Annotated in this window: 11 protein-coding genes; 3 read left to right on the top strand and 8 right to left on the bottom strand. The window is 60.2% G+C overall.

Annotation, left to right across the window (positions count from 1 at the left end; all coding sequences use genetic code 11):
* Positions 1 to 49 precede the first annotated feature (49 nt).
* Complete coding sequence (locus IH404_RS18095; protein ID WP_005789335.1) at positions 50 to 1693, top strand: MFS transporter; 1644 nt, start codon at positions 50 to 52, stop codon at positions 1691 to 1693.
* A complete protein-coding gene (locus IH404_RS18090; RefSeq protein ID WP_005789334.1) occupies positions 1690 to 2835 on the top strand; it encodes an HlyD family secretion protein in 1146 nt (381 codons plus the stop codon). Before IH404_RS18095 ends, IH404_RS18090 begins: the two co-directional genes overlap by 4 nt.
* 569 nt (positions 2836 to 3404) lie before the next feature.
* Here IH404_RS18090 and IH404_RS18085 read toward each other — a convergent pair.
* The 8 genes from IH404_RS18085 to copC all read right to left on the bottom strand — a co-directional run bounded on the left by IH404_RS18085 (position 3405) and on the right by copC (position 10910).
* Complete coding sequence (locus IH404_RS18085) at positions 3405 to 4685, bottom strand: TRAP transporter large permease (RefSeq protein WP_005789331.1); 1281 nt, start codon at positions 4683 to 4685, stop codon at positions 3405 to 3407.
* Between the two features lies 1 nt (position 4686).
* A complete protein-coding gene (locus IH404_RS18080) occupies positions 4687 to 5214 on the bottom strand; it encodes a TRAP transporter small permease (protein ID WP_005789330.1) in 528 nt (175 codons plus the stop codon).
* Positions 5215 to 5277: 63 nt separating this feature from the next.
* Entirely contained in the window at positions 5278 to 6240 is a 963-nt protein-coding gene (locus IH404_RS18075; RefSeq protein ID WP_194438644.1) for a TRAP transporter substrate-binding protein, read from the bottom strand.
* Between the two features lie 51 nt (positions 6241 to 6291).
* Positions 6292 to 7167, bottom strand: coding sequence for an SMP-30/gluconolactonase/LRE family protein (locus IH404_RS18070; protein ID WP_194438642.1), 876 nt, complete (start codon positions 7165 to 7167; stop codon positions 6292 to 6294).
* A gap of 30 nt (positions 7168 to 7197) precedes the next feature.
* Positions 7198 to 8016 carry an NAD(P)-dependent oxidoreductase gene (locus IH404_RS18065; RefSeq protein ID WP_005789325.1) on the bottom strand — a complete coding sequence of 273 codons (819 nt, stop codon included), beginning with the start codon at positions 8014 to 8016 and terminating at the stop codon, positions 7198 to 7200.
* Positions 8017 to 8158: 142 nt separating this feature from the next.
* The gene (locus IH404_RS18060) at positions 8159 to 9421 is read right to left on the bottom strand and encodes an OprD family porin (RefSeq protein ID WP_005789324.1); all 1263 of its coding nucleotides are present in this window, start codon (positions 9419 to 9421) and stop codon (positions 8159 to 8161) included.
* A gap of 262 nt (positions 9422 to 9683) precedes the next feature.
* Positions 9684 to 10541: a copper homeostasis membrane protein CopD gene (copD, locus tag IH404_RS18055; RefSeq protein ID WP_005789323.1), complete on the bottom strand. Its 858-nt coding sequence runs from the start codon at positions 10539 to 10541 to the stop codon at positions 9684 to 9686.
* A 3-nt stretch (positions 10542 to 10544) separates the two neighbouring features.
* On the bottom strand, positions 10545 to 10910 hold the full coding sequence (gene copC, locus IH404_RS18050) for a copper homeostasis periplasmic binding protein CopC (RefSeq protein WP_005789321.1): 366 nt from the start codon (positions 10908 to 10910) through the stop codon (positions 10545 to 10547).
* Positions 10911 to 11026: 116 nt separating this feature from the next.
* Between copC and IH404_RS18045 the strand changes: the two genes are divergently transcribed.
* Positions 11027 to 11647, top strand: coding sequence for a TetR/AcrR family transcriptional regulator (locus IH404_RS18045; protein ID WP_005789320.1), 621 nt, complete (start codon positions 11027 to 11029; stop codon positions 11645 to 11647).
* The last annotated feature ends 326 nt before the right edge of the window (positions 11648 to 11973 follow it).

Below are 11973 nucleotides of genomic sequence, written 5' to 3'. Positions count from 1 at the left end.
TGAGTAAGCGCTTCACCGACCTTGCACGTCGGCTCACCAAGGTCACCGAATGGATAAATACACCCCCCACACCTGGCAGCCCCACGAGCGGCCGAGCCTGCCCGGCTCGCCGTCGACGCCGCTGCACCCCACCCACAAGCGCTGGCTGTTTGCGCTGGTAGGCGTGCTGGTAGCTATCACCGGTGGCCTGGGCAATGCCCTGGTTATCGCCAACCTGCAATACCTGCAAGGCGCATTGGGTGCGACCACCGCGGAAATGGCCTGGCTGCCCGCCGCGTATGTCATGACCAACGTGTGCATGAACCTGCTGCTGGTGAAGTTTCGTCAGCAGTTCGGCCTGCGTGCGTTTACCGAAGTGTTCCTGGTGTTGTATGCGCTGGTGACTTTCGGCCACTTGTTTGTCAACGACCTCAACTCGGCCATTGCGGTGAGGGCGGCTCACGGCATGGTCGGCGCGGCGCTGAGCTCGTTGGGTTTGTACTACATGATCCAGGCGTTCCCGGCCAAGTGGCGCTTGAAAGCCTTGGTGCTGGGGCTGGGCACCGCGCAATTGGCGCTGCCCCTGGCGCGGCTGTTTTCCGAAGACTTGCTGCAGATCGCCGAATGGCGCGGGTTGTACCTGTTTGAACTGGGCCTGGCGCTGATCTGCCTGGGCTGCGTGTTCCTGCTCAAGCTGCCGCCCGGTGACCGCTTCAAGACCTTTGAAAAACTCGACTTCCTCACCTTCGCCATCCTTGCCACTGGCGTTGCTTTACTGTGCGCGGTGCTGTCCCTGGGGCGTATTGACTGGTGGCTGGAAGCGCCGTGGATCGGTGTGGCCTCGGCCTGCTCGCTGGTACTGATCATGGCGGGGCTGGCCATCGAGCATAACCGCAGCAACCCGATGCTGATGACGCGCTGGCTGGGCAGCGGCGTGATGATTCGCCTGGCCTTGGCGGTAGTGCTGATTCGCATGGTGCTGTCCGAGCAATCCACCGGTGCGGTGGGGTTCATGCAAATGCTGAACATGAGCTACCAGCAAATGCATACCTTATATGTGGTGATGCTGGCCGGGGCGATTGCCGGGCTGGTAGTCAGCGCGTTGACGATCAACCCGGCGCACCTGTTGATGCCATTGGTGATTTCCCTGGCACTGATGGCGACAGGTTCGGTGATGGACAGTTTTTCCAGCAACCTGACGCGCCCGCAAAACCTCTATATCAGCCAGTTCCTGCTAGGCTTTGGCGGCACGTTCTTCCTCGGGCCGACCATGGTGCTGGGCACGAAAAACGTGCTGACCAACCCGCGCAACCTGGTGAGCTTCTCGGTGATGTTCGGGATTTGCCAGAACCTCGGCGGCCTGATCGGCGCGGCGTTGCTGGGCACCTTCCAGACCGTGCGCGAGAAGTATCACTCAAGCATGATCGTCGAGCACCTGACCTTGATCGACCCCCGTGTGGCGGCGCGAGTGCAGAGCGGCGGGTCGGCCTACGGTGGCATCGTCGCCGACCCGGAACTGCGCAACCTGATGGGCATCCGCAGCCTGGCCACGGCGGCCACCCGTGAAGCGAATGTAATGGCTTACAACGATGTGTTCATGCTGATCGCGATTATCGCGATCCTGACCATGCTGTGGATCTTCACCCGCAGCCTATGGTTGATGAGCACCACCAAGGCAATCCCTCCTGTTCAACCCAGCGGCGCGACTTCATGACCGAACCTTCAACCACCACCACAACCGCCATCGCTGCCACACCTGAAGGCAGCACGCCACCGGGCGCCGTGCCCACGCAATTGCGGCCTTTGCGCGTGCGCATCATCTCGTCCCTGGGTTTTGCCGCCATCGCCATCATCGGTGTGCTGATCGTGCTGTACGCCTGGCAATTGCCGCCGTTCAGCAGTGCGGTGGAAACCACCGAAAACGCTCTGGTGCGCGGGCAGGTGACGATTATCGGCCCGCAACTTGGCGGCTATGTGTTCGAAGTACCGGTGCAGGATTTCCAGTATGTAAAAGCGGGGGACCTGCTGGTACGCCTGGATGACCGCATCTACAAACAGCGCCTGGACCAGGCCCTGGCGCAACTGGCCGTGCAGAAAGCGTCGCTGGCCAATGTGGTGCAACAACGCAACAGCGCCGAAGCGACCATCAAGCTGCGCCAGGCCGCGTTGGTCGACAGCCAGGCCCAGGCGCGCAAAAGTACCGCCGACTTGCGTCGCAACGAAGAATTGATCAGCGATGGCTCGGTGTCCAAGCGCGAGCTGGACGTGACCCGCGCCGCCAATGCCCAGACCATTGCCGCCGTAGCCCAGGCCCAGGCCAGCCTGGAAATTGCCCGGCAAGACCTGCAAACAGTGATCGTCAATCGCGGCTCCCTGGAAGCGGCAGTCGCCAGTGCCGAGGCGGCGGTGGAACTGGCGCGGATCGATTTGTCCAACACCCGCATCACCGCGCCACGCGATGGTCAGTTGGGGCAGATCGGCGTGCGCCTGGGTGCCTACGTTAACTCCGGCGCGCAATTGATGGCCCTGGTGCCCAAGCAACTGTGGGTGATCGCCAACATGAAGGAAACCCAGATGGACAATGTGCAGGTCGGCCAGCCGGTAACCTTCACCGTTGACGCGCTGAACCATCGCAAATTCCATGGCACGGTGCAGCACATCTCGCCTGCAACCGGCTCGGAGTTCAGCCTGTTGCAGGCGGACAACGCCACCGGCAACTTCGTCAAGATCGCCCAGCGCGTGCCAGTGAGGATTACGGTGGATCCGGATCAAGCCGAGAGCGAGCGGTTGCGACCTGGGTTGTCGGTGGTGGTGAGTATCGATACTGCCGGGCGCCTGAAAAACAGCCCACCCTGACCCTGACACAGTGCAGAGCAAAATGTGGGAGGGGGCATGCTCCCGATTAGCACAGGTATCTACACAACTTTGCATTCGCCAACAGTAACCACGATGCGCAGCGAGCCGCTCTTGATCTTGATCTGCTTTTGATCTTGATCTTAGGCGCCCCGTTAAACCACGCTGGCCGGAATTCGACAGGGATTTGGGGGGTAAACCGGCAGGGATGCCGGTTTAGCCGCCCCGCGCCATGGATGGCGCGTGGCGGCGGCCCCCCAAATCCCTGGCGGATTACGGGCACACCGAGCCTAAGCGAGGTGCCGAGTGGTGGGGCAAGAGCCCTTTGGTTACTTTGGGGCTCTTTTCCAAAGTGACCCGCTGTAAAAGCGGAACCAATAGCGGCCGTTACCCAAACAACGGATATGTACTCGGTCTGATCCAACATCCTGGTCGGCCCTGAGGCCGCCATCGGAAGCAAGCCCCCTCCCACATTTGACCGAGGTGTGTCACGTAGACGCCTGTCGATTATGAGGCCGTCAGGTGAGCAAACCCCCTCTCACATTTGCTCACCTGTGTTCTGACGATTGGGTTTACAGCACCACGCTCGGCAACCACAACGACAGTGCCGGAATGTAGGTCACGGCCATCAGCACCAGAAACAGCACCGCATAAAACGGCAGCAGCGCCTTAACGGTTTTCTCGATGCTTACCTTGCCCACCGCCGCGCCGACGAACAACACCGCGCCCACCGGAGGCGTGATCAAGCCGATGCCGAGGTTGACCAGCATGATCATGCCAAAGTGCACCGGGTCGACGCCGATACCGAGGATCACCGGCAACAGGATCGGCGTAAGGATCAGGATCAGCGGTGCCATGTCCATCACCGTGCCGAGCAACAGCAGCATGACGTTGATGCACATCAGGATCACGTAGCGGTTGTCCGACAGGGTCAGGAACAGCGTGGTGATCTTCGCCGGGATCTGCATCAGGGTCATGATGTAGCCGAAGCTGGCGGCGAAGGCGATGAGGATCATCACGATGGAAATAGTGCGTACCGTGCGATGCATCAGCTTGGGCAGCTCGCGCCATTTGTAGTCACGGTAGATGAACATGGTCACGAAAAACGCCCACAGCACCGCGATGGCCGCCGACTCGGTGGCGGTGAAGATGCCCGACAAGATGCCGCCGAGGATGATCACCATGGCCATCAGGCCCCAGAGTGCATCAGCACAGATTTTCAGCGCCTGCTTGAGCGGGATGACTTCGCCCTTGGGGTAGTTGCGCTTTTTCGCGAATATCAGGCACAGCACCATCAAACACGCGCTCATCAGCAGGCCCGGCACCACGCCGGCCATGAACAGCGAGGCGATGGAGACGGTGCCGCCAGCCGCCAGGGAGTAGAGCACCGAGTTGTGACTCGGGGGCGTCAGCAATGCCTGCACCGAGCCGCTGACGGTGACCGCGGTGGCGAACTCGCGGGGATAACCGCGGCGTTCCATCTCCGGGATCAGCACCGAACCGACCGACGCGGTATCGGCCACCGACGAGCCTGAGATCGCACCGAAAAACGTCGACGCCATGATGTTGACCAGCGACAGCCCGCCGCGCACAAAGCCCACCAGCACCCCGGCAAACGCCACCAACCGCCGCGACATGCCGCCCTCGGCCATGATCGCTCCGGCCAATACGAAGAATGGAATCGCCATCAGTGAAAACTTGTTCACCCCGCCCGCTACCTGGATCATCAGGGCCTGGAACGGAATGTCGATCCACCACGCGCCGATCAGCGCCGACAAGCCCAGGGCGTAGGCCACCGGCATACCGATCAGGATCAAGGCGATAAAGCTGCCCAGCAGAATCAATGCGTCCATATCAGGCAGCCCCTTCGCTTTCTTCAACCAGGTCAAAACGCACTACGCGCCGGTGGCTCTGGTCGCCCAGCAGAAGTTTTTCCAGCACGAATATCAGGGTCAGCAAGCCGCCAATCGGGATCGGCATATAGGTGATGCCCACGCGCAGGGTAGGGATGGCGCTCATGAACTGGTTCCAGGTGGACAGGCACAGCTTGGCGCCCCAAATGGTCATGAACAGGCAGATGGTCGCCATCAACAGTTGCGAGACGATGCCGACAACGCGGCGCTGAGCATCAGGCAGGCGATCAGTGATCATCGCCACCGACATATGCGCCCCGGCGCGGTAGCTGGCAGCCGCGCCGATAAAGGTGAACACCAGCATCAGCAGGATCGCAGAGGGTTCCGGCCAACTGGAGCCGGTGCCGAGAATATAGCGGGCGAAGATGCCCCAGGGAATGATCAGCGCGACCCCCAGGACCGAGAGGCCGGCGACCCAGATGCAGGTCATGTAGATACGGTCGTTGATGCGCAGCAGTAGATTCTTCATGGCGTTCACCGTGACCGGGCGCGTGGATACCGACCGCGCCGGGCCTTGTCAGGGAGGAGGGCGTTACTGAACGGCGTCGATACGCTTGATGATGTCGGCGTAAGGCGCACCGTACTTCGCGCGAACCTGCGCGGTGGCGTCATAGAAGGGCTTTTTATCGACGCTGATGAACTCGACCCCGGCCTTTTTGAGTTTTTCTTCACTGCTGGCCGACTTGGCATCCCACAACAAACGCTCGTCAGCCTGGGCGGCCTTGGCGGCTTCCTTGACCATGTCCTGCTGTGCGGCGCTGAGCTTGTTCCAGGTGATTTTCGACATCACGATGGGCTCGGGCAGGATCAGGTGTTCGGTGAGGGTGTAGTACTTGGCGTTCTGGAAGTGGTTGTGTTCCAGAAGCGTCGGGGGGTTGTTTTCTGCGCCGTCGATCACCCCGGTCTGCAAGGCGCTGAAGATCTCGCCGGTGTCCATGGCGATGCCGTTGGCGCCCATTGCATTGAAGGCTTCGATGAAGATCGGGTTGCCTTGCACGCGAATCTTCATGCCCTTGAGGTCTTCGATCTTGCGCACTGGTTTCTTGGTGTAGAGGTTGCGCGTGCCGCCGTCCATCCAGGCGAGGGCGACCAGGCCGAACTCGGAATCGGTGATCTTGGCGAGGATCTCATCGCCGATTTCGCCGTCAATCACTTTGCGCATATGCGCCTGGTCGCGGAACACGAACGGCAGGTTGAACACATTCACGTCCGGCACCACCGGGCCGACGATGCCAAGGCTGACGCGGGTCATTTGCACGGCGCCGACCTGGGCCTGTTCGACGACTTCCTTCTCGGAGCCGAGCACACCGCCCGGGAAGTACTTGAAGGTCAATTCGCCTTTGCTTTGCTGGGTCAGGGCCTTGCCCATGTTTTCTTCGGCGACCACGGTGGGGTAGCCAGCGGGGTGGATATCGGCAAACTTGATTTCCAGCGCGTGGGCGGCGCTGCTGAGGGCCACGAGTGTGGCAGCGAGCAAGATGCGTTTGAAGTCCATGGGCGGTGATTCCTGTCTTGTTATTGTTGTATTCAAGGCACAGCGATGCAGCTAGAGGATGAACTGGGGTTCGGGCAATCCCTTGACGCCGGGGTTGAGGGCAAACACGCCGCCGGACAGCGAACTGTCACGCTGATCGTCACGAATGGAGGTGACGTACAGGGTGTCCAGGCGACTGCCGCCGAAGGCGCACATGGTGGGTTTTTTTACCGGTACGGTGAGGGACTGGTCGAGGCGACCGTCGGGGGTGAAACGGTGGACCAGGCCGGCATCGTTGGCGCAGATCCAGTAGCAGCCATCCGCGTCGACAGCTGCACCATCGGGCCTGCCGAGAAAGTCATGCATGTCCACAAACACTCGGCGGTTGGACGGCGCACCGGTGTCGATGTCGTAGTCGAATGCCCAGATCTGCTGCACTAGCGGGTGTGAATCAGAGGCATACATTGTGCGGCCATCGGGGCTGAAGGCCAGACCGTTGAGGGTGATGAAACCATCGAGCTGCGCATGGGGCGCCGTGCCAGACGCATAGCGATAAAGGCTGCCCTCAGCGGCGTTCAACCCCATGTTCAGCACCATGCTGCCGGCCCAGAAACGGCCTTGGCGATCACAGCGGCCGTCGTTCAAGCGCATGTCCGGCCGCGGGTGTTCGACACCGGCCAAGAGCGTAGTGTCGAGGCTGCCGTCGTTGTGCGGGGTCAGTTCAAAGAAGCCGGTTTCCATGCCTGCCACCCAGTTGCCCGCTTGGGTAGGTGCGATGCAGGCGAGCATCTGCGGGGCTTGCCAGGCACGCAGGTGCCCGGTAGAGGCGTCCCAACGGTGCAAGCCACCGTTGGGGATGTCCACCCAATAGAGGGCGTTTTCTTCAGGCACCCATATCGGGCATTCCCCCACGGCGTTGCGGGCATCGACAATCAATTCTGCAGTCATGGCCACTCATTCCTTTGGGTTGCTGTGTACTCAGTCACCGAATGGGCCTGCCGCGCAGAACGCGCCGCCCTGATAAATCCTTGCCGGGTCATCATCTGCGACCGGCGGCTGGGCCTCGACCTGGGCGCGGAACACTTCGGAGCTGTCCTTGGGCGCAAAGCCCAGGTGTGCGGCGTAGCGGTTGTCCCACCAGGTGTCGAGGTTGGCCGACATGCCGTAGACCACGGTATGGCCGACATCGGGTGTGTACAGCGCGCGCTCGAGCAGTTGGGTCAGGTCGTCGAAGCTCAGCCACGTGTGCATCATCCGGCGGTTCTGCGGCTGCGGGAACGAGGAGCCGATGCGGATGCTCACCGTCTGGATGCCATAACGATCAAAGTAGAAACTGGCCATGTCTTCGCCGTAGGACTTGGACAGGCCGTAGTAGCTGTCCGGGCGGCGTGGGGAGTGGGCGTCGAGTTGTTCACCCTGCTTATAGAAACCGATCACATGGTTGGAGCTGGCGAAGATCACACGCTTTACGCCATGGCGACGTGCGGCTTCATAGATATGGAAGATGCCGCTGATATTGGCGCCGAGCACTTCTTCGAACGAGCGCTCTACCGATACGCCACCAAAATGCAGGATGGCGTCGACGCCTTCTACCAATTGGTGCACCGCTTGCTTGTCGGACAGGTCGCAGGTTTGCACTTCTTCGCGGGCATCGATGGCGGGGGCCATGTCGGCGATATCCGACAGGCGCAGGACCTTGGCGTAAGGGCGCATACGTTCGCGCAAAACTTTACCGAGGCCACCGGCGGCGCCGGTGAGCAACAGACGGTTGAAGGGAGCGGGCGTCGTGATGGTCATGAGCATTCCAATTTTTGTTGTAGGTTGTCGTATGACTATATGGAAATAGTGTTAGGGATTCTTGGTGTTGTCAACGTCCTTCCAGGCGCATGAGATCAAAGGTGGGAGCTGGCACCTTTGAGATCGAGTTCGACCCTGGAACTTACAACAACGAAATCGGATAGCTGATAAAAATCCGGTTTTCATCAAACTCGTTATTGCTGAAGTCGCGCCGCATTGTCGAATTGCGCCACTTCACATTGAGGTTTTTCAGTGCACCACTTTGCACCGTATACGCCAGTTCCGACTCACGCCCCCATTCCTTGCCATCGGTGATCGCTGCGGTGTGCACGTTACTGCCGCTGATATAGCGGTTCATCAGGGTCAGCCCTGGCACGCCGAGTACGACAAAGTTGAAGTCATGGCGTACCTGCCAGGATTTTTCCCTGGCGTTGTCGTAGCTGGCGTTATAGCTGTCGTTGGCCAGCGTGCCGCCGCTGGTGCCGTTGATGCGCATCCATACACTGTCGCCGGTGAGTTTTTGCAGGCCGACGTAGAAGGTGTGGCCGTTGTATTTGGCCGAGAGCAGGGCGAACACGGTCTTGTTGTCGAGGTCGCCGGCCAAGGCGCTGCCGTCTTCCTTGCCGTTGAAGAAGCCAAGGTTGGCGCCCAGGGTCCAGTCACCCACCGGCTGGCTGTGGGTGAGGTTCAGATACTGTTGCTGGTAGATATCAGTGAGTTCGGCGTACCACAGGCCGACTTGGGTGCGCTTGTCGTTGAAGGTATATTCGCCCCCGCCGAAGTTGAAGCGGTCCGAGGTGAACGCAGCTTTGCCGTTCATGAACATGTTTTCCATGCTCGCGTCGTTGCGTGGGCTGTTGCCGCGAAACTGGCCGCCGTAGAGGGTCAGACCGGCGATCTCATTGGAGGTGACCTGGCCGCCGCGAAAGGTCTGGGGCAGAGAGCGGCCATCATCGGAACGCAGGATCGGCAGCACCGGCATCCACTCGCCAACTTTGAGCTCGGTCTTGGACAGCCTGGTTTTCAGCGCGACCCCAAGACGTCCGAAATTGTCGGCAGGGCGGCCATCGTCATGCACCGGCAGCAGTTGAGTGCCGGCAGTGCCTTTGCCGCCATCGAGCTTTTGCGAATACAGGCCCAATACATCAATCCCGAACCCGACAGTGCCTTGGGTAAAGCCGGATTTGGCGTCGAGAATGAAGTTCTGCGTCCACTCTTCGGCTTTCCCCTGAGGGTTGCCGGGGTTGGTGAAGTTGCGGTTGAAGTAGGCGTTGCGCAGGTTGAGCGTGGCCTTGGCGTCGTCGATAAAACCTTCGGCTTGAACGCACAGGGGCAGGGTGACGGCCAGGCTGGCGAGGCTGATAAGGCCCAGGGGTGCAGAGCAATTGCGGACGAATTGACTCACAGTGAGGCTCCCTTTCTTTTGTTGTTTTTATTATTTGTTATACGTCGTCGTACAACATTGAGCGGGATATTTGCGGGGTTTTCGGGGTGTGTCAAGCAGAAGTTATACGATGACTAGGTGTGCGTTGATCTAAAGCGGGCACGGGGCAATGTGGGAGGGGGCTTGCTCCCGATAGCAGTGTGTCAGTCACAGATGATCTGACAGATACACCGCTATCGGGAGCAAGCCCCCTCCCACATTTGACTGAGTTAAACCTGGTTTTTTATCCTGCCAAGACCATCGGAGGCAGGGTGCCAAGCAGTGAAACGGCGGCTACTGCGCAGACCCCCAGCAGCCATTCCATCATCACACTGGCTTTCAAACTGCCCAAGCGCTGTTCGCAGCGTTCGATACGCAACCGGTTCAACAACGCCAAGCCCAGCATCCCCACCACCAACCCCACCTTGATCAGCAGGATCAAGGCAAACCCATTGAACAGTGGCGTGGGCCAGAGTTGCCCGGTGAGCACGCGCACATTGATCAAACCGGTTACCAGCAAGCCGGCGACGAGGCCGTAACCCACGCCGCTGAAGCGCCGCAAAATCGGCTCCAGCCGGTGCTCTTGCGCGTGCCTGAGGATCAGCACCAGCACCAGCAACCCACCCAGCCAGGTCCCCACGCACAGCAGATGCACCACTTGGTTGAGGATCAGCAATTGCCCACTCAGCCCGTCGAGCATGGCGCCATGGCCCACCGGCGCCAGGGTCGCCAGCAGCAGGGTGATCAATGGCAAACGCAAGGCTGGCCAGGGTTTGATCAGCACGATCACCAGCAGAACATTCAGCAGCAGATGCCAGGACCATACCTGGCCGAAAAAGGTCTTGCCCAGCACCAATTGCACGGTGGCCGGTTGCAGCGCCGCGTCCCAACTGCCGGCCATGCTGGCGGTGATCAGCAGTAACCACGCCACGCCGGAGCCAAGCCCCAGCCAGGCCAGGCCACGGGTGATGCATAGCAGTTGCCGGTCCAGAGCCGGTTGTACCTGGGCGCCGAGCAGCCAGGGCCGGAGCACGCAAGCCCCGAACATCAGCAGCACAACGATAAAATGCAGGAAACGGCACAGCACCAGCAGGGTTGCCATGGGTTACTGGCCGACCTTGAAGCTGTATTCACCGCTGCTCTTATGGGTGTCGACCGACACCGCATTCCACACCACTTTGTAATTGCCGCTCGCGAGCGGGGCGGCAGGGGTCACGACCAGGACTTTCTTGTCCGCGTCCGGGGTTTCCAGGCCCTTGATGGCGATTTCAGTGCCGTCCTTGCTCAGGGACACCTTGGTGAAGGTGGCTTCGACGCCTTCGGTGAAGGTCAGGCGCAGGTCTTTCGGTGCGGCGACGTTGCTGTTGGCCGCAGGTTCTGCGCTCTTGAGGTGGGCATGGGCAAATGCCGCCGAGGCGCCCAGCAGGGAGGTGAGCAGGGCGAGGGTGGTCAGGGCTTTCTTGATCAACATTGTTCAATACCAATCAATGGGTAGGAGCGGGCAGTGTACGAAGTTTCGGCTTGGCCTGTCGCCCCGATCTAGAGCTGGTGGTAGTCTTTAACCCGTGTTGTTGTCAGGGAGCCCTTATGGGCAATCACAAGATCGGAATCCGTCGGGTCAACGTCGAGAAAATCCTGCTGGCGGCGGAAAAAGTCTTCGCTGAAAAAGGCTACGGCAGCACCGCCATGGCCGACATCGCCGAAGAGGTGCAACTGCCGCGTTCCAACCTGCATTATTACTTCACCACCAAGAGCGAGCTGTACAGCGCGGTGCTGTTCGACCTGCTGGAGCTGTGGAAGCAGGATGCCCTGAGCTTCGAAACCTTCGATGATCCGCGGGTGGTGCTCAGCAGCTACATCCGCGCCAAGATGCAGCGCTCGCGTACGCGGCCGTATGGCTCAAAGGTCTGGGCCAATGAAATCATCCACGGCGCGCCCACGCTCGGTGAGGCCCTGGATGAAAGCCTGTACGACTGGGCCAAGATGAAGGAAGCGAAGATTCGCCAGTGGGTGCAAGACAAACGTATCCTGCCGGTGGAACCGTCGAGCCTGCTCTACATGATCTGGGCCTCGACCCAGCACTATGCCGACTTTGATCACCAGGTGAAGATTTTGAATGATCACCAGCCGTTGTCGGATATGCAGTTCGAAAAGGCGATTCAGACGGTGACCAGTGTGATCTTGCGGGGGATCGGGTTGGAGCCTTGAGCCCTGTGGTGAGGCTGAGGGGCCCATCGCAGCATGGGGATCTACACAACTTCGTAGCAGTCACCAGTAACCACGATGCGAAGTGAGCCGCTCTTGATCTGCTCTTGATCTGCTTTTGATCTTAGGCGCCCCGTTAAACCACGCTGGCCGGAATCCGACAGGGATTTGGGGGGCCGCCGCCCCGCGCCATGGATGGCGCGTGGCGGCGGCCCCCCAAATCCCTGTCGGATTACGGGCACACCGAGCCTGGGCGAGGTGCCGAGTGGTGGGGCAAGAGCGTTTTGCTTACTTTTGCGCTTTTCAAAAGTGAGCCGCTGTAAGAGCGG

The organism is Pseudomonas sp. OST1909, from assembly GCF_015277575.1.
Taxonomy (GTDB): Bacteria; Pseudomonadota; Gammaproteobacteria; order Pseudomonadales; family Pseudomonadaceae; genus Aquipseudomonas; species Aquipseudomonas synxantha_A.
Note: the sequence above shows the minus strand (reverse complement) of the source record. Positions and strands in the feature narration are given on the sequence as shown.

What these genes read in the sequence shown, in the direction of transcription:
- IH404_RS18065 (WP_005789325.1), bottom strand. Translation starts at nt 8,016, where the DNA reads ATGACCATCACGACGCCCGCTCCCTTCAACCGTCTGTTGCTCACCGGC.
- IH404_RS18070 (WP_194438642.1), bottom strand. Translation starts at nt 7,167, where the DNA reads ATGACTGCAGAATTGATTGTCGATGCCCGCAACGCCGTGGGGGAATGC.
- copD (WP_005789323.1), bottom strand. Translation starts at nt 10,541, where the DNA reads ATGGCAACCCTGCTGGTGCTGTGCCGTTTCCTGCATTTTATCGTTGTG.
- IH404_RS18045 (WP_005789320.1), top strand. Translation starts at nt 11,027, where the DNA reads ATGGGCAATCACAAGATCGGAATCCGTCGGGTCAACGTCGAGAAAATC.
- IH404_RS18075 (WP_194438644.1), bottom strand. Translation starts at nt 6,240, where the DNA reads ATGGACTTCAAACGCATCTTGCTCGCTGCCACACTCGTGGCCCTCAGC.
- copC (WP_005789321.1), bottom strand. Translation starts at nt 10,910, where the DNA reads ATGTTGATCAAGAAAGCCCTGACCACCCTCGCCCTGCTCACCTCCCTG.
- IH404_RS18095 (WP_005789335.1), top strand. Translation starts at nt 50, where the DNA reads ATGGATAAATACACCCCCCACACCTGGCAGCCCCACGAGCGGCCGAGC.
- IH404_RS18085 (WP_005789331.1), bottom strand. Translation starts at nt 4,685, where the DNA reads ATGGACGCATTGATTCTGCTGGGCAGCTTTATCGCCTTGATCCTGATC.
- IH404_RS18080 (WP_005789330.1), bottom strand. Translation starts at nt 5,214, where the DNA reads ATGAAGAATCTACTGCTGCGCATCAACGACCGTATCTACATGACCTGC.
- IH404_RS18090 (WP_005789334.1), top strand. Translation starts at nt 1,690, where the DNA reads ATGACCGAACCTTCAACCACCACCACAACCGCCATCGCTGCCACACCT.